We start from the raw sequence: 24,290 nt of genomic DNA, 5'->3' as shown, positions 1-24,290 counted from the left end.
CTCGCCACCCATTCATCCCGGAGCCTTGATGCCTGCCAGCCCGTTTGCCGCCGCGCCATCCGCGAACGACGAACCGGCGCTGCGCGAGGCGCCGCTGCGCGTGTGCATCCATGCGCGCGCGGCCACGTCGGCGGCGCGGCTGGACGCGCTGCGCGACCGCCTGCCCGCACGCGCGCGCATCGCCCTGTTCGGCGCCTGCGCGACGGCGGTCGAGTGGAACGACATCGAGCGCGTGCCGGAGATCGGCGAATACGCGACCGAAAGCGACATCCTCCGCGAAGCGCGCCGGCGCTTCGCCAATGAGCATCTCGTGCTCGTCGATGCGCACGCGGTGCTGCCCGACTTCGCCTGCGAACGCCTGCTGCGCGCGCTCGATGCCGCCGATGTCGTCGGCGCACGACCGCTCGACGACGCCGGGCGTCGGCCGCTCCCCCGCGGAACGACCACCGACGCGACGCCCGCGCGCATCGATGCGCTGTGCTTCGCGCATTCGCAAAAGGCACTCCTCGACGACCCGCTGCCATCCGCGAGCAGCCCGATCTCCGCCTGGCACGGCGAACGCCTCGCGCGCCTCGGTGCCGCGGACGTCGCCGACCGCGACGCGCTCGATGCGGCAGGCCTGCGCATCGTCGTGCTCGACCATCTCCATGTCGGCGGCGGCGCCGCGACGCCTCGCGCGCGCCAGGACGAGAACGATCCACGTGATCAGCCGCCACCCTCGCCCCTCGATCCGCTGCGCGAGCGCATCGCCGCCGCGCTCGCGACGACGGTGGAGCCGGTCCGGCCGGGCCTCGACGCGAAGCCGGTGATCCTGCACGTGCTGCACGGCTGGGGCGGCGGCGCCGAGCGCTGGGTGCGCGACTTCGCCAGGGCGGACACGCACGCACACCACCTCGTGCTCGTCGCGCGCGGCAGCTTCGCGCGCCGTCGCCACGGCGAATGGCTCGAGCTGCTCGACGGTTCGATGGCGGGGCCGCCGCTGCGCCGTTGGCCGCTGCCGCGCCCGATCGCCGACACCGCGCTCGCCGACCGCACGTATCGCGAGCTGCTGGGCGAGGTGGTGCGCACCCATTGCATCGACGCGGTGTTCGTCTCCTCGCTGATCGGCCACAGCCTCGACGCGCTGCGCACCGGCCTGCCGACCACCTGCGTCGTGCACGACCACTACCCGCTCTGGCCGACCCTGCATCGCGACTTCGGCGACGCGGCGCTGCGCTTCGACGACGCGCAGCGCGCCGACGACCTCGCCGCGCAGGGCGACGACGGCGAATTCGCGAACCGTGATCCCGCGCACTGGCGCCACGTGCGCGACGCCTTCGTCGCCGCCGCGCTCGGCGCGCGCGCGACGCTCGTCGCGCCGAGCAGATCGGCACTCGCGAACCAGTTGCGCCTCGCGCCCGAACTCGCCGCGCTCCCTTCGCACGTGATCGCGCACGGCCTCGCCGCATGGCCGGATGACAGCCCCCGCGTGGGCGCGCCGCCCGCGCGCGAACGCCTCCGCCTCGTCATGGCCGGCCGCGTGCGCAAGGGCAAGGGTGCGCAACTGCTCGCCGCCGCCCTGCCCGCATTGCGTGAACACGCGGAGCTGTTCCTGCTCGGCGCCGGCGCCGACGCACACGCGCTGTTCGGCGAACGCGGCGTGCACGTGCTGCTCGACTACCGCCGCGACGAGTTGCCCGCGCTGCTCGCGCGGCTGCAGCCGGACGCGGCGCTGCTGCTGCCGACCGTCGCCGAGACCTTCAGCTATGCGCTGTCGGAACTGCGCAGCCTCGGCATCCCGGTCGTCGCGACGCGCGTCGGCGCGCTGGCCGAGCGCATCGAGGACGGTCGCGACGGTTTCCTCGTCGAAGCCAATGCCGACGCGCTCGTCGCGCGCATCGGCGCGCTCGCCAACGACCGCGCCGCGCTCGCGCGCGTGCGCGCACGGGCGCCTGCCGCCGACACGATCGAGGACATGGCCGCGGCCTACCAGCGCGTACTCGCGTTGCCGCCACGGCGTCCGTTGCGCTACCCGCTCGGCGAGGCCGATGCCGCCCTGCTCGAGGCCGCGGTCGAGGCGGACGCGTTGCGCCGCTCGCGCGCAAGGGCCGACACGCTCGCGACGCAGCTGCGCGAGGCGAGCAGGGAAAGCGAACGCCGCGGCGACTGGGGCCATGCGCTCGATCGCGAGCTTGCGCAGCTGCGGCGCGAGTTCGACGACCGCACGCGCTGGGCGCTCGCGCTCGACGAGGAGTTGCAGGCGATCAAGCCGGTCCACGAGCAGGTGCTCGCAAGCACGTCGTGGCGCATCACCGCACCGCTGCGCCGCGCGAACGCACGCGTGCGCGGCTTGCGCGAATCGCTCGCGTTCCGCCTCGCGCGCACGCGCAGCGCGTTCGCGCGCACGCGCGGCAGCCTCGCCCAGCGCGGCCTCGCCGGCACGCTCGCGCGCATCCTGCAGGAGCTGCGCGGCAGCGGTCCGGCGCGCCCGCGCGCGACTTATGCCGAGCCGAAGGACGACGCGACGCCGTTCGCGCTGCCGACCAGCGACGCGCCGCGCGTGTCGATCGTGATCCCGGTCTACAACAAGGTCGCCTATACGCTCGCCTGCCTGCGCTCGCTCGGCGAGCACGCGGGCGAGACGCCGTTCGAGGTCATCGTCGTCGACGACGGCTCGGGCGACGCGACGCCGCAGCGGCTCGCCGGCGTCGGCGGCATCCGCGCGATCCGCAACGCGCACAACCTCGGCTTCATCGGCTCGTGCAACGCCGGCGCGGCCGAAGCCCGCGGCGAATACGTGCTGTTCCTCAACAACGACACGGTCGTCACCGCGGGTTGGCTCGACGCGCTCGTGCGCTGCATCGAGGGCACGCCGCGCTGCGGCATGGTCGGATCGAAGCTCGTCTATCCGGACGGCCGCCTGCAGGAAGCGGGCGGCATCGTGTTCGACGACGGGTCGGGCTGGAACGTCGGCCGCTTCGGCGACCCGGACGACCCGCGTTATTCGTTCAGGCGTGAAGTGGACTACTGTTCCGGCGCGGCGATCCTGCTCCGGCGCGAGCTGTTCGATCGGCTCGGCCGGTTCGACACGCGTTATGCGCCCGCCTACTACGAGGACACCGATCTCGCGTTCGCGGTGCGCGCGGCCGGGCTCGAGGTGCACGTCGAACCCGCGTCGGTCGTCATCCACTTCGAGGGCGTCACTTCCGGCACCGACACCGCGAGCGGCACCAAGCGCTACCAGGTCGTCAACCGCGAGAAGTTCGTCCTGAAATGGAAGGATGCGCTCGCGCGCCAGCCCAGGCCCGGTACGCCGATCACCGTCGCCGCCACCCATCGCGCCCGGCACCGCGTGCTCGTCGTCGACGCGACCACGCCGATGCCCGATCATGACTCGGGCTCGCTGCGCATGGTCAACCTCATGCGCGTGCTCGCCGACCTCGGCTGCCAGACGAGTTTCCTGCCGGAAAACCGCCTCTGGGTCGAACGCTACACGCCCGCGCTGCAGGAGCTCGGGGTCGAGGCGTTGTATGCGCCGTACGCGCAGGATCCGCTCAAGCTGCTGCGCGAGCGCGGCCGCGAGTTCGACCTCGTGATCCTCTCGCGCCATTACGTCGCCGCGTCCTACCTCGGCCTCGTGCGCCTGCACGCGCCGCAGGCGCGCGTCGCCTTCGACACGGTCGACCTGCACTACCTGCGCGAGCAGCGCGCGGCGGAACTGTCCGGCGACGGCGCGCTCGCGCGCCACGCCGCCGCGACGCGCGCGCAGGAGCTGAGGCTCATCCGCGAATGCGACGTCACGCTCGTGGTCAGCCCGGTCGAGCAGGCCCTGCTCGCGCAGGACGCACCCGGCGCGCGCGTCGAGGTGCTGTCGAACGTGCACGAGGTGTACGGCTGCCGCCGCCCGTTCGGCGACCGTCGCGACCTCGTCTTCGTCGGCGGCTTCCAGCATCCGCCGAACACCGATGCGGTGACGTGGTTCGTCCGCGAGGTGTTCCCGCACGTGCGCGCCGCGCTGCCGGACGTGCGCGTGCACGTGATCGGCAGCCGCGTGCCCGAATCGATCCGCGCGCTCGCCGACGATCAGGTGATCGTGCACGGTTTCGTCGAGGACATCCTGCCGTACATGGACGGCTGCCGCGTCTCGATCGCGCCCCTGCGCTACGGCGCCGGCGTCAAGGGCAAGGTCAACATGGCGATGAGCTGCGGCCTGCCCGTGGTCGCGACCTCGGCCGCGGTCGAAGGCATGCACGTGCGCGGGGGCGAGGACGTGCTCGTCGCCGACGAGCCCGCCGCGTTCGCGGCCGCGATCGTGCGGCTGTACGGCGACGAGTCGCTGTGGAACACGCTGTCCGCGAACGGCCTGGCCAATGTCGAACGCCACTTCTCGTTCGCCGCGGCGCGCGCCGCGGTGCAGAAGCTGTTCGATCGCTGAAGCGGTCAGAACGCCGCGGTGGGCTCGAACGCGGCGTTCGCCAGCGCGGCCCAGCGATCCTCGCCGTCGGCGCGCCCGTCCGGCCCGAAGCGGCGCTCGCGCAACGCGACCGAACCGTCCTGGTGGCGCACGAGCAGGCTGCCCGCGCGCGTGCCGTAGCGGTCGCCGCGGATGAAGATCGGCGCGAGGCGGCGTTCGAGGTCGAGGCCGACGCCGGTGTCGGGCAGTTCCTCGTCGGCCGGGGCCGTCTCGTCGAGCAGCAGGTCGAGCACGCTCGCCTCGTCGTTGACGACGCCGTTGCGCACGAGCTCGCCGAAGCGACGCTGCAGGCGCTCGGTCTTCGGCCAATGCACGCCGATCGCGCCGTTGCTGATCACGTGCACGCCGCGCCGCAGCGGGCGCACGAAGCCTTCGGAGCTGCCGAGCGCGAACACGCCATCGCGATCGCCGACGACGAGGTTGAACGGGCCGTAGTCGCCGATCTGCGTGCGCAGCAGGTCGAGGTAGACCACCGGCGTCGCGTCGCCGAGCATGAAATTGCGTACCAGCGAACCACGCGATTTCGGCGCGGTCGCGGGCACGCCCGTGCGCAGGTTCGTCACCGCGGCGAAGCGGCCATCGTTGCGCAGCGCGAGCCAGGAGCCGCCGGCGACGAGGTCGCGCCCGCCGACGACGCGCTTGTCCTCGTCCCAGCACGCGGCCGGCGCGCTGTCGCGGCCGTGGTATTCGTCGCGGTTGCCGAGCACGAGCAGCGGCAGTCCGGGCGCGGCGTCGACGGCGACGAGCAGCAGGCACATGGCGTCAGCCCCTCGCGTCCATCGCGCGCAGGCGCGCTTCGAGCGGCGCGATGCGCGGGTTGGCGGGGCTGAGCTGGCGCGCGGCGTCGAGCGCGCGCGTCGCGTCGGCGCGACGCCCTTCGCCGATGCGCGCATCGGCCTGGTCGAGGAACGCGTTCGCGAGCTTCTCGCTCATGCCGGCGATCGCGGCGTCCTCGGGCGCGATCTGCCGCACGGCGTCGAGCTGCGTGCGCGCGCGCTGCGGCGCGCCGTCGGTGAGCGCCTGCGCGAACAGTTCCTTGGCGTGGATCGGCAGGCGCGCAAGGCCGGCCTGCGCGTCGCGGTTGTCGCGGTCGATCGCGAGCGCCGCGCGGTACTTGTCGTAGGCGCTGTCGCCCGGCGGCAGGATCAGGTTGCCGGCCGCGGCGGCGCGCGTCGCGTCGGCGAGCAGGCGCTGGATCTGCGCGCTCTGCGCGGGCGTGATCGGCGGACGCTCGGCGGCGATGTCGAGCCTCTCGCGCAATTCACGCAGGTTCACGCGCGCGGCGCGCAGGTCGGGCAGGTCGGCGGCGAGGCGCGTCGCCTGGTCGAGCAGGCGGCCGGCTTCGTCCGCGTTGTCGTCGTCGATCGCCGCGTTCGCCTGTACGACGAACGCCTGCGCGACCGCGCGCAGGCCCTGTTTCGCGCGGGCGCTCGCCGGATCCTCCTCGAGCACGGCGCGATAGAGCTCGAGCGCGGAATCCTCGCTGCCCGCGAGCACGCCCGCGCGCACCTGCGCATCGGCGCGATCGAGCGTGCCTTCGAGCGCCGCACGCGCGGCTTCGCGCGCCTGCGCGAGTTCACCATTGAGCTGCGGCAGGCCGGGCCATGACGGCAGCACGCGCGAGATCTCGGCGCTGCGCGCGGCGGCGGTGGCCAGGTCCTTCGCCGCGAGCGCGGCGCGCGCCTGCGCCGCGAGTGCATCGGCGACCTTGCGCAGCCCCGCCTGGGCGAGGGCATTGCCGGGGTCGCCGTCGAGCACGCGCTGGTAAAGCGCCGCGGCGCCGTCGGCGCCGGACAGCCGCCCCGCGTCGACCGCGGCGGCCGCGCGCTCGAGCGCCTGCGCCGTCTCGTCGCCCTTCGCGTCGCGTTCCTTGAGCGCTTGCGCGAGGCGGTCGACGCCGGCGCCGCCACCGAGCAGGTCGCGGGCGGCGTCGAGCGCCGCCTGCGCGGCGGCGACGTCGCCCTGCGCGAGCGCCGCTTCGCCCTGTTCGAGCAGTTTGCGCCCGACCGTGTCGAGGCCGCGTCGCGCCGTGTCGTTGTCGGGGTCCTGCGCGCGCGCGGCGAGGAACAGTTCGCGCGCGCTGTCGCCCTGGTTGCCGGTGAGGCGGCCCGCCTCGAGCGCGCGCTGCGCGCGCGCAAGCGTGTCGTTGAATTCCGTGCGCGGCAGCAGCCGGCGCAGCGAGTCCTGCCAGTGCCAGGCGGCGAAACCGGCCACGCAGATCACGGCGAGCGCGACGAGCGTGCCGACGCCGCGTCGGCGCCGCGGCTTGCGGGCGGCGCGTGCGGCCGGTGCTTCGCGGTCGGCACGCATCGGCTCGGCGTCGAGCGCCGCGACGATCTGGTCGATGCGCCCGATCGCCGGCTCGTTGCGCTCATGGCGCTCGTGGCGGTCGGCGCGCTCGCCGCGCTCGGGCGGGTCGACGGCGAACGCGGGCATCGGCGTGGGCGCGGGCGTGTCGCTGTACGGGCGCATCGACGGCAAGGCATCGTCGTCGACGCCGGCCGCGGTCGCGCGCAGCACCACCATCGGCGTGCGTCGCTCGAACTCGGCGATCGCCGCGGCGACGTCGTTGCCGGTCTGGTAACGCTCCTCCGGCTCCTTCGCGAGCAGGCGGTCGAGCAACGGTTGCAGCATCTCGAGCGCGCGCGGCAAGCGCGGCACCGGCTCGGTGATGTGCTTGATGCCGACCGCGAGCGAGTCGTCGGCGTGGTAAGGCACGCGCCCGACGAGCATCTCGTAGAGCACGATGCCGAGGCTGTACAGGTCGGCGCGGCCGTCGATCGGGCGACCGCGGGCCTGCTCGGGGCTCATGTAGTGCGGCGTGCCGACGATCGCGCCGGTCTTGGTCATGCGCAGGCTCGAATCGAACGCGCGCGCGATGCCGAAGTCGGTCAGCACCGCCGAATCGTCGTCCCGCAGCAGGATGTTGTCGGGCTTCACGTCGCGGTGCACGAAGCCCTTCTCGTGCGCGTAGTTGAGCGCGCTGGCGATCTCGCGCGCGACGCGCAGCGCGAACGCGGGTTCGCGCGTGCTGCCGTCCTTCGCCAGCACCGCGCCACCGGCGAGGTATTCCATCGCGATGTAGTGGCAGTCGCCGGCGTGGCCGACGTCGTGGATGCCGACCACGTGGCGATGGTGCAGCTTGGCCGCGATGCGCGCCTCGCGCAGGAAACGCTCGCCGAAATTCGGATCGACCAGCAGCGCCGGCGACATCACCTTGAGCGCGACGTCGCGCTCGACCGACTCCTGCGTCGCCAGGTAGACCGTGGCCATGCCGCCACGGCCGAGCTGGCGCAGGATGCGGTATCCGGGGATCTCGATCACGGTCGCGTCACTTCCGCTGCGGCGCCCGGCCACGCTGGCGGGGCTCGCAAACGCGCATCAGGCGGGCGCCCGAGCATATCAGCAGGCGCGGCGGCGCGCATGCGGGCGCCGACACCGTGCAGGGCCGCCGGAACGAGGCCGCCGTCACGCGATCCGGCGCGCCTCGATCACGTTCGGCACCGCGAGCAGCTGGCTCAACAAGGCGCTCAACTGGTCGAAGCCGGTGACCTTGAGGGCATAGTTCATCTCCACGATGCCACGGCGCTCGTCGACGCGCGCGTCGACCGCGATCACGTGCGCGTTCGCGGCCGCGATCACGTTGGTGACGTCCTTGTGCAGCCACTTGCGGTCGTAGCCCTTGACGACGACGTCGACCTCGTAGCTCGCCTCGCGCCGGCGCCCCCACTCGACCGCGATGACGCGGCTCGCGTCGCGCTCGCGCAGCTTGGCGAGCTGGGCGCAGTCGGCGCGATGCACCGACACGCCACGCCCGCGCGTGATGTAGCCGGCGATGACGTCGCCGGGCAACGGCTGGCAGCAACGCGCGAGCTGGTTGAGCAGGTTGCCGATGCCCTCGATGACGATCGCGCCACTGTCCGCGGCGGGCCGCTGCGCCGGATGCGGCGCCTGCACCGGCGCCGGATCCGGCGGCGCGCTGAGCTCGTGCAGCGCGCGCGCGAGCTGGCCGGTGCTGACGTCGCCGAGGGCGAGCGCCTCGAGCAGTTCGTCGTGGGTCCCGAGATGGAAGCGCTCGGGCAGGCCGTCGAGGCTCGCCGGCTGCAGCGCGAGGCGCTTGAGTTCACGTTCGAGCAGCGCACGGCCGGCGGCCAGGTTCTGCGCGAGGTCGACGCGCTTGAACCAGGTGCGCACCTTTTCCCGCGCGCGATGCGTGTTGAGGTAGCCGTGCTGCGCGGCCAGCCAGTCGCGCTTGGGCTCGATCACCTTGCCGGTGAGGATCTCGATGCGGTCGCCGCTCGCCGGCTGGAACGACAGCGGCACGATGCGCCCGTTGACCTTCGCGCCGCGGCAGCGGTGGCCGACGTCGGTGTGGATCGAATAGGCGAAATCGAGCACCGTCGCGCCGCGCGGCAGGTCGACGACCTGTCCCTTCGGCGTGAGCAGGTAGACGCGATCCTCGACCACTTCGGTGCGGAAGCCCGCGAGCAGGGCCGCATCGTCGTCGGAAGCATCGCGCGCCTCGAGCAGCTGGCGCATCCAGGCGATCTTGCGCTCGAAGCTCGTATCGGCCCCCATCGAAGACCCGGCGGCCAGCGGCCGCTGGCCTCCGTCCCTCGCCCGCGCAGCGGGAGAGGGGGGGACCGTCCGCAAAGCGGACGATGGGGTGAGGGAAACCGGACCGGCCGTGCTTTCCTTGTAACGCCAGTGCGCCGCGACGCCGAGTTCCGCATGCCGGTGCATGTCGTGCGAGCGGATCTGCACCTCGAGCGTGCGGCCGCCCGGGCCGATCACCGCGGTGTGCAGCGACTGGTAATGGTTGCCCTTCGGGTTGGCGATGTAGTCGTCGAATTCGCCCGGGATGTACGGCCACAGCGTGTGGACGACGCCGAGCGCGGCGTAGCACGCGGCGACGTCCTTCACGAGCAGGCGCAGCGCGCGCACGTCGTAGAGCTCGGAGAACTCGACGCCCTTGCGCTGCATCTTGCGCCAGATGGAGTAGATGTGCTTCGGCCGCCCCGCGATGTCCGCCTCGATGCCGGCGTTGCGCAACGCCTCGCCGAGCCGCGCCTTGGCGTCGCTGATCCATGCCTCGCGGTCGCCGCGCCGCTCGTCGAGCAGGCGCGCGATGCGCCGGTACACGTCCGGCTGCAGGAAGCGGAACGCGAGGTCCTCCAGTTCCCACTTGATCTGCCAGATGCCGAGGCGGTTGGCGAGCGGCGCATGGATGTCCGCGCTGAGGCGCGCGAGCGCGCGCTGTTCGGCCTCGGGCGCGCGCGTCGCCGCGCGCATGCGCACGAGCTGGCGCGCGAGCAGGATGAAGACCACGCGCGGGTCGCGGATGATCGCGAGCAGCAGGCGCCGCAGGCCCTCGCTGCCGCCGACCGTGCCATGCGCCGCGTAGAGAGCCCAGACGCGTTCGGCGGCCTGTTGCCCCTCGACGAGCGCCCGCGTGCCGGCGGGAAAATCCGCGAGCGCGCCCGCGTCGAACGCGGGATCGGCGAGCATCAGCGTGTGCAGCACGCAGGCCGCCTGTGCCTCCTCGCCGACGCCGAGTTCGCCGAGCAGCACGATCGTCGCGAGCAGTTCGGCCTGCACGGCGTTCCATGCCGGCGTCGGCGCGCGCGAGGAGGCGAGGCGGCACGCGCGCAGCGCGACCCCGTCGGTGCCGCTCCGCTCGAGCTGCGCCGCCCACGTCGCGAGCGACGTTGTGGATTCAATCGACGTATTCACGACCCGCGCCCGGTCCCGCGTTTCGGCGAGCCTCGAAAAAGACATCGGCGCCCGCAGGCGCCGATGCGAGGCTTGTGCGAATGTCGCCGATCAGGGAACGCAGCCCATCCACTCGAAGCTGTCGGAGTTGCGGAAGCCGAACACGACGTCGTCGCCGATGAACTCGTCGCCGTTCTCGTTGCGCGCCACGCCCGGGTCGATGATCGTGGCGATCGCGCTGTAGGGCTGGCACGAGCCCGCCGAGGTGCCGCCGGCACGCTTCTGGCGCACGACCGCGACGTACAGCGACGCCGCGGTGTTGAAGCCGGCCACGAGCGGGATGCGTTCATTGAGCATGCCGTCCGGATTGTTCGTGCCGCTCAACCCGTGCGAGTAATAGACGTCTTCGCTCGCGCAGACGTTCTCGTCGAGCACGGCCGGCAGCTTGCGCAGCAGGCAGTAGGAACCGTTCGCCTGGAGATAGTTCGAGTCGTACGCGTCGCGGATCACGACGTCGACGGAACTCGACTGCGCCTGGTCCGGCCGCTGCGGCGTACCGATCGGGAAATGGCTGTTCGGCGCGCCGTCCGGCGGACCGAAACGCGCGTCGATGCGCGCCAGGTAGATGAAGCTGCTGGCCGTGGTCGCCGTCCACATCGTCGGCGCGCGGTCGCCGAAGCGGGCATCGTTCTGCGAGCCGCCGTCGACGGGCCGCACGCCGGTCGCGGCGGCGCAGACCGCGCTTTCCGCCACGGCCGGCGTATTCGGATTCATGTCCCACGTGCAGGCATCGTTCGGCACGACGCGCCAGTCCGGCGAGGACCAGGAGAAGTCGTCGACCGGCAGCCAGTTCACGAGGTTGCCGAACTGCACAGACGAATAGCCTTCCCAGCCGTCGCGGAAAAGGCCGTCGCCGTAGCCGCTGAACGGCGCGGACACCTCGCCGCTGGCCCCGCGCATCTGGCAGGCGAGCGAACCTTCGGGAGAAAACGTGGAAACGCCCTTGTTCACACGCAGCACGCCGTTCGTATAGGTGACGTTGCGCACGTCGTTCGCGACCGGCATGGTCCAGCGCGGGTGATGCGCCTGCATCGACACCGGCGTCGCCAGGGCCTGGCCGACGTTGGCGCAGATCGCGTAACCCTCGGTGGTCACGTCGAGCATCGCGCCGACAGCGCCGCCCGCATAGCTGAACGTCTGCACGTCGACGGCGGCGCCATCGTTGATGATCAGCGTCGGTGAAGCGGCGGCAGTGGTCGACAGGAGCAGTGCAGCGACCGTTGCAGCAGGACACGCGTTCTTCAAGGACATCTCTATGTTCACTCTCACCTGGAACGGAGTTTCTGGTTCTCGGCGCAATCCGCTTGCCGCCACCACGTCGCTTATACGAACCATGAACGGCTTCGTTCGACCACACCCGACTGGAGTCGCCGGACCAAATCCGAACGGCTCATGCTACACTTGGGCCCGCCGCATTGTATCCAGATGCGCGCTCAAGTGCACGTGTTAAGTTCCCGTAAGTCAAGGATTTTTGCGGTTGCGGTCACAGACTGCCCACCTGCCGACGAAACTATGCGCCTGATCCCGAGCCTCGCCCTCACCTTAACCGTTGCTGCCTCGGTGGCCGGCGCGCAGACGCAGGCGCCGACGCTCGAGGAGCGCATGTCGCAGGCGGAGTTCCATGCCGCGGGTCTCGACAAGCTGTCGCCGGAGGAGCTCGCCCGGCTCAACGCCTGGATCGAGGCGCACGGCGGCGGCAACGTCAAATACGTGTCCTCGAGTGGCGCGCCGGTGTTCTATCCGGACGACAGCGCGCGCGAGAACATCGAATCGAGCATCGTCGGAACGTTCGAAGGCTGGCGCGGGCACACCGTCTTCACGCTCGAGAACGGCCAGCAGTGGGCCCAGGCCGAATCGGGTTCGCGCGACACCGGCAAGTTCAACAATCCCAAGGTCAAGATCAAGCCGATGCTGCTCGGCAGCTGGCTCATGTACGTCGACGGCTGCGGCTGCAGCGTCCGCGTCAAACGCGTCAAGTGAGTCCAGGATGGCTCATCCCGGACAGTACGCGGATGTACGCTGATCCGGGATCCGGCCCCTGAAGGTGACGCGGACCTCCGCTGATCGGTGATCCAGCGCGTGGCGAGCACTCCGACCTCCACTGGTCCGCTATCCAGCGTCACGTCCCGCGCAACGCCTCCACCAGCTTCGCAAGCCGCTTCGGCGACACCGGCTCCGCCGTGCGCAGTTCCTGCGCGAACGTCGACACGCGCAGTTCCTCCACCAGCCAGCGCAACTCGTCCAGCCGCGCATCGTCCGCATGCGCGGCACGCAGCTTGAGATAGTCGCGCCAGTACAACTGCACCGCGAGCATGCGCGCCTGGTCGCGCGCGGGATCCTGGCGCAGGCGCTCCGCGCGCAGGCGCATCGCCTTGAGGTAGCGCGGGAACTGCGCGAGCCGCGTCGACCCGACGTCGCGCAGGAAGCCCGGCGCGAGCAGTTCGCCGAGCTGCTCCTCGAGGTCGTCGTAGTTCGCACGCGCGAAGCCGAGCAGCGGCGGCTGCAGCAGCGGACGCAGTTCCGCCAGCGCGGCGAGGACCGCTTCGGCCAGGGCGAGGCGTTCGACCGCGGCGGCGAAGAGGCCGCGCGCGAGCGCATCGCGCAGCGTGGCGAACGCGCTGCGCGTGCGTACGTCGAGGTCGACGGCGGCGAGCTGTTCGCGCAACGCGCCTTCGACGATGTCCGCACGCACCGCGTCCGCGATACCGGTCCTGTTACCGCGGCCTTCGCTCGCGGAAAACGAAAAGCGGCCGCTCCTCAACAGCAGCTCGTTCTTCAGCGGCAGCTGGCGCTGCGCCTGGCGGACGCGGTCGGCGAGCGCGCGCCGCAGCAGGCGCTCGACGCCGCGGCGGTGCTGCATGAGCGCCTCGTCACGCCGCTCGAACACGCGCAGCGCGACGCTTTCGCCGAGATCGACGAGCGCCGGGAAGGCGGTCAGCCCGCCGCTGGAGACGACGCTGTCGGGAATGTCGTCGAGGTCGAAGCCGGTGACGTCCTCGCGCGTGAGTTCGACGTCCGCGCGGCGCGAGAAGGCGACGCGCGCGGCGCCGGTCCATTGCGCCTGGATCGCGGCGAGGTCGCGGCTTTCGACCAGCACCCGGCCCTGCTCGTCCTCGATGCGGAAGTTCATCGCGAGATGGGCGGGCAGCTCGACGCCGGCGAAGTCCGTGGCGGAAACCGCCACGCCGGTGACGCGCTGCAGGTAGCGCGCGAGCACCGCGTACAACGGCTCGTCGCGCGGCGGCTCGGCTTCGACGAATGCGCGGGCGAAATCCGGCGCTGGGACGAAGTTGCGGCGCAGCGCCTTGGGCAGGCCACGGATCGCCTCGGCGACCTTCCCGGCGAGCAGCCCGGGCACGAGCCACTCGCAGCGTGCCGCGGGCACCGCGTTGACGAGGGCGAGCGGTACATGCAGCGTCACGCCGTCGGCGGCGTCGCCCGGCACGAAGCGATAGGCGAGGCGCAACGCGTGCCCGGCGACGTCGAGGCGCGCCGGGAAGTCGCGCGCGCCCGCGCCTGCCTCTTCGGCGAGCACGTCGGCGAGCGACCAGTGCAAGGCGGCCTGCTCCGTCGGCGTGGCGCGCCGGTACCACGCATCGAGCGCAGCGGATGTGCTGATGTCGGCGGGCAGTTTGCCGGCGAAGAACGCGGCGAGCTCGTCCTCGCCCCGGATCAATCCGGACCGCCGGCGCTTCGCCTCGATCTCGCGCGCCTGCGCGAGCACGCGCGCATTCGCGCGCACGAAGTCGGCGCGCGCGTCGATCTCGCAGCGCGCGAGCGCTTCGCGCGCGAAGATCGCGTGCGCGAGTGGCGGATCCTGCCGACCGAACATCACTGTGCGCTGGTCGGCGAGCACGAGCCCGAACAGCGTCACCTGCTCGTGCGCGACGACCGCGCCGCGCTTGCGCGACCAGTGCGCGTCGCGCCAGCTCTTGCGCACGAGATGCGCCGCCTGCTGCTCGATCCACGCGGGTTCGACCTTCGCGCAGGACATCGCATAGACCTTCTGCAGGTCGAGGATCTGTCCCGCGAGCAGCCACTGCGGCGCCGATTTCGCGAGCGCCGAGCCCGGGAAGATCGAGAACTTGCGCTCGCGCGTGCCGCGGTACTGGCCGCGTTCGTCCTTGCGGCCGACCTGGGTCGGCCAACCCGAGAGCAGGCAGCGATGCACGGCTTCGTAGCGGTCGGCGGTCGCGGCCTCCACGTCGATCGGCGCCGATCCCGGCGACGCGCCCTGCGCCCGCCCGGCAGGACCACCGCGCGGGCGCGACGCGGGCGCGACGCCCTCGTCGGCGAGCCGGTCGCCATCGGTGGCATACGCGAGCAGCAGCTGGCGATGCAGTTCGCGCCATTCCCGCATGCGCAGGAACGACAGGAAGCGCGCCTCGCACCAGTCGCGCAGCTTCGACTGCGTGAGTTCCTCGTGCGCCGCGCCGTAGGCCGCCCACAACCGCAGCACCGCGTTGAAGTCCGACTTCGCGTCGGCGAACTGGGCATGCGCCGCGTCGGCCTGCTGTCGCGCCTCGGCCGGCCGCTGGCGTGGGTCCTGCACGCTGAGGAACGAAGCGAGCACGAGCAATTCGCGCAGCACGCCGCGCTTTTCGGCCTCGACCAGCATGCGTCCGAGGGAGACGTCGACCGGCAGCCGGGCGAGGGCCTGGCCGATCGCCGTCAGCCTCCAGCCGGGTTGCTTCCGTCCTGCACGGGGAGCGTGGCCGGCGTTGCGATCGTCCGCGCCTGCCGGCGTCCGCATCGCCGCGTCCTCGATCGCGCCGAGTTCGGCGAGGCGGCGATAGCCGTCGCCGATCGCGCGCTCCGACGGCGCTTCGACGAACGGGAAATCCGCCGGGTCGCCGAGCCTGAGCGCGAGCATGCGCAGGATCACGCCGGCGAGCGACGAGCGCAGGATCTCCGGATCGGTGTAGCGCGCGCGCTGCAGGTAGTCCTGCTCGTCGTAGAGGCGGTAGCAGATGCCCGGGCCGACGCGGCCGCAACGTCCCTTGCGCTGGTCCGCCGCGGCCTGCGAGATCGGCTCAACGTGCAGGCGCTCGAGCTGGTTGCGCGGGCTGTAGCGCTTCACGCGCGCGGTGCCGGCATCGATCACGTAGCGGATGCGCGGCACCGTGAGCGAGGTCTCGGCGACGTTGGTCGCGAGTACGATGCGCCGCTGCGGCCCCGGCCTGAACACGCGGTCCTGCTCGGCCGCGGACAGGCGCGCATACAGCGCGAGCACTTCCGTCTCGCGGTACTTGCGCCGCGACAGCGCGAGGTGCACGTCGCGGATCTCGCGCTCGCCGGGCAGGAACACGAGCACGTCGCCGCGCGGATCCTCGCGCGTGATCTCGTCGGCGACGGCGACGACCTGCTCGGCGAGGGAAATGGGGTCAGGTTCATTCTTCGGACTGCGCGCGCGGTCCGCAGGTTCGTCGGACGACGAATGAACCTGACCCCATTTCCGCCAGCGCACCTCGACCGGATAGGTGCGGCCTTCCACCTCGACCACTGGCGCATCGCCGAAATGGCGCGCGAAGCGCGCGGTATCGATCGTCGCCGACGTCACCACGAGCTTGAGGTCGCGCCGCTTCGCGAGCAGGCGCTTGAGGTAGCCGAGCAGGAAGTCGATGTTGAGGCTGCGCTCGTGCGCCTCGTCGAGGATGATCGTGTCGTACGCACCGAGCCAGGGGTCGCCCTGCGTCTCGGCGAGCAGGATGCCGTCGGTCATGAACTTGACCAGCGTCTGGTCCGACACCTGGTCGGCGAAGCGAACCTGGAAGCCGACCAGCCGCCCGACCTCGCTGCCGAGCTCGGCGGCGACGCGCCGCGCAACGCTGCGCGCAGCGATGCGCCGCGGCTGCGTGCAGCCGATCAGGCCGGCGGTACCGCGGCCCGCGGCGAGGCAGAGCTTGGGCAGTTGCGTGGTCTTGCCCGAGCCTGTTTCGCCGGCGAGCACGAGCACCTGGTGCTTGCGGATCAGCGCGACGATCTCGTCGGCGCGCGCGCTGATGGGTAACGAGGCATCGAGCGCGATGTCCGGCACGCGCGCCGCGCGCGCGGCACGCTCGGCCGCGGACGCGGCGATCGCCTCGCGCAATGCGGCAACGTCGCGTTCTTCCGGGCGAGCGGACACGCGCCGCCAGCGCGCGAGCAGGCGGCCGGCGTCGCGCGCCATCACCGTATCGAGCGCGTCGCGCAGGGACTTCAAATCGGACATCGGCGAATTGTCGGCGATGCGCGCGCGCGATGCGAGCGCCCGTGGCGGCCATATCCGGCGGCTATCGCACCGATCGCGCGTTTCGATTTCCCCCCGGCAGGCGGACGCGCTAGCCTAGATGCTCCACACCGGAGTGCACCCATGGCCATCGACATCGGCATCGCCAAGAAGGACCGGGAAAGCATCGCGAAGAACCTGTCGCGCCTGCTCGCCGACACGTATTCGCTGTACCTCAAGACGCACAGCTTCCACTGGAACGTGACCGGCACGATGTTCAACACGCTGCACCTCATGTTCGAGACGCAATACAACGCGTTGTGGACCGCGGCCGACGCGATCGCCGAGCGCATCCGCGCGCTCGACGTCTACGCGCCCGGTTCGTACACGCAGTTCGGCAAGCTCACCGCGATCGCCGAGGAGACCGGCGTGCCGGACTGGAAGGGTATGGTGCAGCAGCTCGTCGAGGGCCACGAGACGGTCGCCCGCACCGCGCGCGACGTGTTCCGCGTCGCCGACAAGGCCGACGACCAGCCGACCGCCGACCTCGCGACCCAGCGCATGCAGGAGCACGAGAAGACCGCGTGGATGCTGCGCTCGCTGCTGAAGTGAGCCCCGCGCCCCGCCGGCCGCCGCGCACGCGTCGGCCGGCGCTGCCTCAGCCACCTGCGCGGCGCGCGCGCAGGTGCTGGTAGATGCCGTAGACGGAACCGATCGTCGCCGTCGCGGCAGCCGGCACGTACAGCGCGGCGTATCCGAGGCGGCCGAACAGCCACGTCCCCGCGACCGCGCCGCAGAGGAAGGCGAGCACGAGCGCGAGCAGCAGGCGCACGCGGCGCGCGTCGACCGGCAGGCCGCGCAGCCGGTGGCCGATGAAGATGCCGAGGTCCGTGAGCGTGCCGGAGAAATGCGTCGTGCGCAGCACCGCGCCGCTGTAGGTGCTCGCCATCGCGTTCTGCAGGCCGCACGCGGCCGAGGCGAGGTATTCGCCGGCGACGTCGCCACGCACGAGCAACGGCACCGCCAGGGCGAGCAGCGCGCCCTCGATCACCAGCACGACGCCGTAGCGGCGACCGAGGCGCAGGGTCGAATCCTGCACGATCATGCCGCTCGCGACGCAGCCGGCCATGAACGCGCCGATCAGCGCGGCGAAGTGGAGCATGCCGGCCATGTCGCGCCCGCCGAGCGCGATGCCGAGCATCGTCGTCGTGCCGGTCAGGTGCGTGATGCCCTGGTGCTGCACGCCGAGGAAGCCGCTCGCATTGACGATGCCGGCGACGAACGCGAGCAGCGCGCCGCCGCCCAGCACCCAGCGCGGAAGCCTCGCGAACATCACAGCTTGCGCCGCGGCGTGACGAGGAAGTCGCCGAACAGCAGGCCGGCGACGATCGCGGTGAGCAGCGCGGCCATCGTGATCGCCGTGTCGATGCCGAGCAGTACCTCGCGGTCGAGCACGTAGCTGAGGCTGCGGAAACCGACGCTGCCCGGCACGAGCAGGATGATGCCGGTCTCGCGCACGAGCGCGCCGGGGCGCTGCATCACGCGCGCGAACAGGTTGCTCGCGGCGCCGACGACGAGGCTGCCGAGGAAGGTACCGAACGCGGGCGGCACGTGCGCCCCGCCGATCTGCGTGCAGGCGTAGCCGAGGATCGGCGCGGCGATCACCACCGGGTAGAAGCGCAGCGGGCTCTTGAACAGCACGGCGAACGAGAACGCCGCGGCGATCACGCCGCACGGCCCGGCCCACGCGGGCAACGGCGCCGAATCGGCGGTCGGCGGCACGATGCCGAGCAATGCACCGAGCTGCAGCGCCGCGGCGGTGCCGAAGATGAGCTTGAGCAGGGTCGTCGCCGCGCCCATCATGCGCGCGGTGCCGGAGATGAGGTGCTGGCTCGACAGCTCGCGCACCGCCGTGGTCAAGGTCATGCCCGGCAGCAGCACGATCAGGCTCGCCAGCACGACCGGCCGCAACGAGATCGGCGCCACCCATTGCGCGACCACGATCGCGACGATCGTGCACAGCAGCGCCGCGGCGGCTTCGAGGGCGGGCGCGAATGACGGCCAGCGCCGCGGCGCGAGCGAGATCGCGCCGATCAGCAGGCCGTTGAGCCCGGCGACGGCGGCTTCGCGCCAGCCGGTGTGCAGGATCGCCGCGATCGCCGCCGACGACACGCCGAAGCTGAGCACGCCGGCCATGTCGCTGCTGCGGCTCGGCGGGCGCTCGCCGATCGCGCGCAGCTGGCGGCGTCCTTCGACGAAATCGAGTTCGCCGGCGATCACGCGGTCGGCGATCTCGTCGACCTGGCACAGGCGCTTGAGGTTCACCTCGCCGGGGGGCACGCGCACGACCTGGGTCGTCTCGGCGAGGTCGTCGCCGCGCGAGGGGTCGGAGAACGACATCACGATCGAAGTCGGCGTCGACAGCACGTTGCAGGCGAGGCCGAGGCGCGCGCTGACGAGGTTGACGACGTCCTCGAGACGCGGTGCGGTGGTGCCGTATTCATGCAGGCGCCGCGACAGCTCGACGACGAAGCCGATGCGCGTCTTCAGTTCGGCGTCGCCACCGGCTCGCTGCGTGAAACCTGCCCTTTCCATCGCGCAATGATGCCGTGCGGGCACGCTCGTTGGCGAGCGTTCACGTTCGCGGCCGAGGCGCGTTTGCGATCATCGGCCAGCCTGTTAGCCTTGCGCGATGAGCGCTGCAGGGACTGCCACACTCCGCCACGGCCAGGACGGCGACGTCGTCGTCGCGGCGGGCGACTGGACCATCGCCGCCGCGCCCGTGCTCGCCGCCGAGGTCGCCGCGCTCGCGCGCAGGCATGGACGATCCCTGCGCGTGGACGCGAGCGGAATCGCCCGGCTTGACACCTCCGGCGCGCGCCTCCTGCTCGACCTCGCCGGCGAGCGCGGCGTCGACGGCCTCGACGCGACGCGCCGCGCGCTCGTCGACGCCGTGGCCGAAGCCGACGTCGCCGTGAAGGGGCCGCCACCCGCCGACGGCGGCCTGGTCGCGCTGCTCGCGCGTACCGGCGCCGCGGCCGAACAGGTCGCGCGCGATGCCTCGCAGCTGCTCGGCTTCATCGGCCTCGTGCTCGCGACGCTCGCGCGGTGCCTGTTCGTTCCGCGCCGCTGGCGCCTCACCTCGCTCGCGTTCCATCTCGAACAGACCGGCCTCGACGCGGTGCCGATCGTCGTGCTGCTCAACTTCCTCGTCGGCGCGGTCGTTGCCTTCCTCGGCGCGACCGTGCTCAAGGACTTCGGCGCCACCGTCTTCACGGTCGAGCTGATCGGCTATTCGTTCCTGCGCGAGTTCGGCGTGCTGCTCACCGCGATCCTCATCGCCGGCCGCTCGGGCAGCGCGTTCACCGCGCAGATCGGCTCGATGAAATCGCGCGAGGAGATCGATGCGATCCGCACGCTCGGCCTCGATCCGGTCGAAGTGCTCGTGCTGCCGCGCCTGCTCGCCCTGCTCGTCGCGCTGCCGGCGCTCGCGTTCATCGCGATGCTCTCGGGCATCGTCGGCGGCGCGCTGGTCTGCGCGCTGAGCATGGACATCTCGCCGACGATGTTCGTGACGCGCTTCCACGACCTCGCCGCGACGCGCCACTTCTGGGTCGGCATGAGCAAGGCGCCGATCTTCGCGTTCCTGATCGCCTCGATCGGCTGCCTCGAAGGCTTCAAGGTGTCCGGCAGCGCCGAGTCGGTCGGCACGCACACGACCTCGAGCGTGGTGCAGTCGATTTTCGTCGCGATCCTCGTCGATGCGCTCGCCGCGATCTTCTACATGGAGATCGACGTATGAACGCGCCGGCGAACGGATCCGACCGCGTCATCGAGGTGCGCGGCCTGCGCAACCAGTTCGGCGCGCAGGTCGTGCACGAGGGCCTCGACCTCGACGTACGCCGCGGCGAGATCGTCGGCGTCGTCGGCGGTTCGGGCAGCGGCAAGTCGGTGCTGCTGCGCTCGATCATCGGCCTCAACCGGCCCGCTGCCGGCAGCGTGAGGCTGCTCGGCACCGACATGATGAAGGCGGGCGACGAGGAGCGCATCGCGGTCGAGCGCCGCTGCGGCGTGCTGTTCCAGAACGGTGCGCTGTTCTCCTCGCTGTCGGTCGCCGACAACGTGATGGTGCCGATGCGCGAGCACCACGACCTGCCGCTCGCGCTGATGCAGCGCTTCGCGGCGCTGAAGATCGCCCTCGCCGGCCTGCCGCCCGACGCGGGCGCGAAATTCCCGGCGCAGCTCTCCGGCGGCATGGTCAAGCGCGCGGCGCTCGCGCGCGCGATCGCGCTCGACCCGGACATCCTGTTCCTCGACGAGCCGACCGCCGGCCTCGACCCGATCGGCGCGGCGGCGTTCGACCAGCTGATCCTGACCCTGCGCGAGAGCCTCGGCCTCACCGTGTTCCTTATCACGCACGACCTCGACACCCTCTACACGATCTGCGACCGCGTCGCCGTGCTTTCGCAGAAGCGCGTGCTCGTCGCCGACACGCTCGACAAGGTCGAACGCTGCGACGACGCCTGGGTGCAGGAGTATTTCCAGGGCCCGCGTGGACGCGCGGCCGAGCGCGCGGTTTCGTCTTCCAAGCGCATCGCGGCGTATGCCGCCCCCACCAGGAACTGACCGCATGGAAACCCGCGCCCACCACGTCCTCATCGGCGCCTTCACGATCGGCGCCTTCGTGCTCGCGCTCGCGTTCGTGCTGTGGATGTCCAAGACCGGCGTCGACCAGCGCTACGCCGACTACGACATCGTCTTCACCGAGGCGGTCAGCGGCCTCTCGGTCGGCGGCCTCGTGCAATACAACGGCATCAAGGTCGGCGAAGTGCGCGAGCTGCACCTCGCCGCCGACGACCCGCGCAAGGTGGTCGCGCGCGTGCGCCTCGATGCGGCGGCACCGGTGAAGGAAGACACGCGCGCGAAGCTCGCGCTGCAGGGCGTGACCGGACTGTCCTTCATCCAGCTCTCCGGCGGCGCGCCGGGCAGCCCGCCGCTGCTGCCGACGCGCGAACACCCGGTGCCGGTGATTCCGTCGGAGGAATCGGCGCTGTCGAAGCTGCTCGCCTCGGGCTCGGACATCGTCGTCACCGCCAATGACCTGCTGCTGCGCATGGGCGAGATCCTGTCGGCGGACAACGTCGACCGCATTTCGGCGACGCTGGAACACCTCGACGCGCTCAGCGGCGCGCTCGCCGAGCAACGCGGCGACATCGCCACCGCGGTGCACCAGCTTGCCGAGGCGACCGCGGCGATGAAGAAGACGCTCGCGACGATCGACACGGTGGCGAATTCGACCAATGCGCTCGTGCGCGACGACGCGCGCAAACTGATCCAGACCGCCGACGCCGCGCTCGCTTCGGTCAACAAGATGGCCGAATCGGCCGGCCTGCTCGTCGATGACAATCGCGCCGCGATCGGCGCGTTCAGCAACCAGGGGCTGCGCCAGATCGGACCGACCGTGCTCGAGCTGCGCGAGACGCTGCGCTCGCTCAAGCAGCTCTCCGACAAGCTCGGCGCCTCGGACAGCCTGCTGCTCGGCCGCGACCAGCCCAAGGAGTTCCAGCCGCAATGAACGCCCGCTTCCGCCTCCACGCCTTGCTGCTCGCGCTGCCGCTCGCCGCGTGCTCGTCGCTCTTCAACGTGCAACGCACCCCGTTCACGATCTACTCGCCCAGGCTCGCCGCGACCGCGGCCACGGATGCGCCGCCGATGCGCGTCGACTGGCAGCTCGCGGTCGAAACACCGCTCGCGAGCGATGCGCTCGACACCGTGCGCATCGTCGTGATGCCGCGGCCCGGCGTGATCGAGGTGTTCCCCGGCGCACGCTGGAGCGACAGCGCGCCGGCGCTGCTGCGCAACCTCGTCGTGCAGGGCTTCGAGAATTCGCAGCGCATCACCGGCGTCGGCAGCGCCGCTTCGGGCCTGCGCGCCGACTACGCGCTCGCGATCACGCTGCACGATTTCCAGCTCGAGATCGACGGCGGCACGCGCGCCGTGATCCGCCTGCAGGCACGCCTGCTCGACTACACCACCAACCGCGTGCTCGCCGCGCAGGCGTTCGACGCCGAGACGCCGGCGCGCGGTAGCGATGCCGCGACCGCGTTCGCCGCGTTCGAGGCCGCGCTGAACCAGCTCGTGCCCGGCGTCGTCGCATGGACGCTGCGCGAGGGCGAGGCGATGCACGCAAACAGGAAGGAGTAAGCCGGGCACGGCCGGTCACGCGGGCCGGGCCGGGGGCGCACCGCCCGGTTCCCCTCGCGCGCCGCAACGGCGACAATAGCGCCTCGGGGACACGCGTTCCCTGCCCGCATCCGTCCCCTGCACGACCGGCCTGGCCGGGCGTGCACCTGCTGCCGCGCCGGCCATGAGCGAAGTCGAAACCCGCAATCCGCACAGCCAGTTGCAGGGCCAGCTCGCGCGCGTCGCCGAGCTGCTGCGTCGCCAGCACCTGGGCGATGACCTCGCGCAGCGCCAGCAGGGCGATCGGCCCGACCTCGTCGAGGACCTCGTCCACCGCCAGCACGCGGCCGAGCTGCAGCGCGAGATCGACGCGTTGCATCCGGCCGACATCGCCTACATCCTCGAGGCGCTGCCGCCGGAAGAACGCCTCGCGGTCTGGCACCTCGTCAAGGCCGACCGCGACGGCGAGATCCTGCTCGAAGTGTCCGATGCCGTGCGCGAGTCGCTGCTCGCGGACATGGACAAGCCCGAGCTGATCGCCGCGGCCGAGCAGCTCGACGCCGAGGAAATCGCCGACCTCGCCGAGGACCTGCCCGAGGACGTGCTGCAGGAGCTCATGCACCGCCTCAACGCGCAGCAGCGCGAGCGCGTGCAGTCGGCGATGTCGTGGGAGGACGATCAGGTCGGCGCGATCATGGACTTCGACATGGTGACGATCCGCGAGGACGTCACGCTGGAGACCGTGCTGCGTTACCTGCGCCGCCTGAAGGAACTGCCCGAGCACACCGACAAGCTGTTCGTCGTCAACCACGACACCGTGCTGACCGGCGTGCTGCCGATCCGCTGGCTGCTCGTCAACGACCCCGCCAAGGAGGTGGCGGAAGTGATGGCGACCGACGCCAACACGTTCCACCCCGAGGACGACGTCGCCGAGACCGCGCAGGCGTTCGAGCGCTACGACCTCGTCACCGCGCCCGTCGTCGACGCCCATGGCAAGCTCATCGGCCGCGTCACGATCGACGCGATGGTCGACGTCATCCGCGAGGAGAGCGACGCCGAGGTGCGCGAGCGCTTCGGCCTGCGCGAGGACGAGGACATCTTCGCCTCGGTGTGGAAGTCGCTGCGCAACCGCTGGGCATGGCTCGCGATCAACCTCGTCACCGCGTTCGTCGCCTCGCGCGTGATCGGCCTGTTCGAAGGCTCGATCCAGAAGCTCGTCGCGCTCGCGACCCTGATGCCGATCGTCGCCGGCATCGGCGGCAACTCGGGCAACCAGACCATCACGATGATCGTGCGCGCGCTCGCGCTCGACCAGATCAGCTCGACCAGTGCGAAAAGGCTGCTGCGCAAGGAGCTCGGCGTGGCCCTGCTGAACGGGCTGATCTGGGGCGGCGTGATCGGCTTCGTCGCCTGGCTGCTCTACCGCAACGTCCCGCTCGGCCTCGTGATGACCGCGGCGATGACGCTCAACCTGCTGCTCGCGGCCCTGATGGGCGTGCTGATCCCGATGACCCTGCTCAAGTTCGACCGCGACCCGGCGATGGGCTCGAGCGTGATGATCACCGCGATCACCGACAGTGGCGGCTTCTTCATCTTCCTAGGCCTCGCCACCCTGTTCCTCATCTGAAGCTTCGCCGAAGGCGCGCGCGCATGCCGCTGGACGCCGTCGCGATC

General features: G+C 71.4%; 15 protein-coding genes. 8 read left to right on the top strand and 7 right to left on the bottom strand.

Annotated features, from left to right (window positions below):
• The first annotated feature begins 28 nt into the window (after nt 1-28).
• Nucleotides 29-4,414 carry a glycosyltransferase gene (locus tag EV148_RS15515; RefSeq protein WP_158287499.1) on the top strand — a complete coding sequence of 1,462 codons (4,386 nt, stop codon included), beginning with the start codon at nt 29-31 and terminating at the stop codon, nt 4,412-4,414.
• Nucleotides 4,415-4,419: 5 nt separating this feature from the next.
• On the opposite strand, the gene EV148_RS15510 is transcribed toward EV148_RS15515, so the two are convergent.
• The 4 genes from EV148_RS15510 to EV148_RS15495 all read right to left on the bottom strand — a co-directional run bounded on the left by EV148_RS15510 (nt 4,420) and on the right by EV148_RS15495 (nt 11,476).
• Entirely contained in the window at nt 4,420-5,211 is a 792-nt protein-coding gene (locus EV148_RS15510; protein WP_158287498.1) for an NRDE family protein, read from the bottom strand.
• A 4-nt stretch (nt 5,212-5,215) separates the two neighbouring features.
• Nucleotides 5,216-7,777, bottom strand: a complete 2,562-nt coding sequence (locus tag EV148_RS15505; protein ID WP_131999760.1) for a serine/threonine-protein kinase — start codon at nt 7,775-7,777, stop codon at nt 5,216-5,218.
• Nucleotides 7,778-7,921: 144 nt separating this feature from the next.
• Nucleotides 7,922-10,231 (bottom strand): RelA/SpoT family protein, encoded by a 2,310-nt coding sequence (locus tag EV148_RS15500; RefSeq protein ID WP_131999759.1) that lies wholly within the window; start codon nt 10,229-10,231, stop codon nt 7,922-7,924.
• 45 nt (nt 10,232-10,276) lie between these two features.
• Entirely contained in the window at nt 10,277-11,476 is a 1,200-nt protein-coding gene (locus EV148_RS15495) for a hypothetical protein (RefSeq protein ID WP_131999758.1), read from the bottom strand.
• Between the two features lie 261 nt (nt 11,477-11,737).
• Here EV148_RS15495 and EV148_RS15490 point away from each other — a divergent pair, with 261 nt between their 5' ends.
• Nucleotides 11,738-12,205, top strand: a complete 468-nt coding sequence (locus EV148_RS15490) for a hypothetical protein (RefSeq protein WP_131999757.1) — start codon at nt 11,738-11,740, stop codon at nt 12,203-12,205.
• Nucleotides 12,206-12,344: 139 nt separating this feature from the next.
• On the opposite strand, the gene hrpA is transcribed toward EV148_RS15490, so the two are convergent.
• A complete protein-coding gene (gene hrpA / locus EV148_RS15485; protein WP_131999756.1) occupies nt 12,345-16,436 on the bottom strand; it encodes an ATP-dependent RNA helicase HrpA in 4,092 nt (1,363 codons plus the stop codon).
• 141 nt (nt 16,437-16,577) lie between these two features.
• On the opposite strand from hrpA, the gene EV148_RS15480 reads away from it, so the two are divergent.
• A complete protein-coding gene (locus tag EV148_RS15480) occupies nt 16,578-17,045 on the top strand; it encodes a Dps family protein (protein ID WP_131999755.1) in 468 nt (155 codons plus the stop codon).
• Nucleotides 17,046-17,091: 46 nt separating this feature from the next.
• Here EV148_RS15480 and EV148_RS15475 read toward each other — a convergent pair whose 3' ends face one another.
• On the bottom strand, nt 17,092-17,766 hold the full coding sequence (locus EV148_RS15475; protein WP_131999754.1) for a YoaK family protein: 675 nt from the start codon (nt 17,764-17,766) through the stop codon (nt 17,092-17,094).
• Nucleotides 17,766-19,028, bottom strand: a complete 1,263-nt coding sequence (locus EV148_RS15470) for a threonine/serine exporter family protein (protein WP_131999753.1) — start codon at nt 19,026-19,028, stop codon at nt 17,766-17,768. Before EV148_RS15470 ends, EV148_RS15475 begins: the two co-directional genes overlap by 1 nt.
• 97 nt (nt 19,029-19,125) lie before the next feature.
• Between EV148_RS15470 and EV148_RS15465 the strand changes: the two genes are divergently transcribed.
• From EV148_RS15465 to mgtE, 5 genes are all read left to right on the top strand, one after another.
• Nucleotides 19,126-20,235 carry an MlaE family ABC transporter permease gene (locus tag EV148_RS15465; protein WP_131999752.1) on the top strand — a complete coding sequence of 370 codons (1,110 nt, stop codon included), beginning with the start codon at nt 19,126-19,128 and terminating at the stop codon, nt 20,233-20,235.
• Complete coding sequence (locus EV148_RS15460; protein ID WP_131999751.1) at nt 20,232-21,059, top strand: ABC transporter ATP-binding protein; 828 nt, start codon at nt 20,232-20,234, stop codon at nt 21,057-21,059. The genes EV148_RS15465 and EV148_RS15460 overlap by 4 nt, the downstream gene beginning before the upstream one ends.
• 4 nt (nt 21,060-21,063) lie before the next feature.
• A complete protein-coding gene (locus tag EV148_RS15455; protein ID WP_158287497.1) occupies nt 21,064-22,008 on the top strand; it encodes an MlaD family protein in 945 nt (314 codons plus the stop codon).
• Entirely contained in the window at nt 22,005-22,637 is a 633-nt protein-coding gene (locus EV148_RS15450) for an ABC-type transport auxiliary lipoprotein family protein (RefSeq protein WP_131999749.1), read from the top strand. Before EV148_RS15455 ends, EV148_RS15450 begins: the two co-directional genes overlap by 4 nt.
• A gap of 163 nt (nt 22,638-22,800) precedes the next feature.
• The gene (gene mgtE, locus EV148_RS15445) at nt 22,801-24,243 is read left to right on the top strand and encodes a magnesium transporter (RefSeq protein WP_131999748.1); all 1,443 of its coding nucleotides are present in this window, start codon (nt 22,801-22,803) and stop codon (nt 24,241-24,243) included.
• The last annotated feature ends 47 nt before the right edge of the window (nt 24,244-24,290 follow it).

Source organism: Dokdonella fugitiva, from assembly GCF_004342425.1.
Lineage (GTDB): Bacteria > Pseudomonadota > Gammaproteobacteria > Xanthomonadales > Rhodanobacteraceae > Dokdonella_A > Dokdonella_A fugitiva.
Note: the sequence above shows the minus strand (reverse complement) of the source record. Positions and strands in the feature narration are given on the sequence as shown.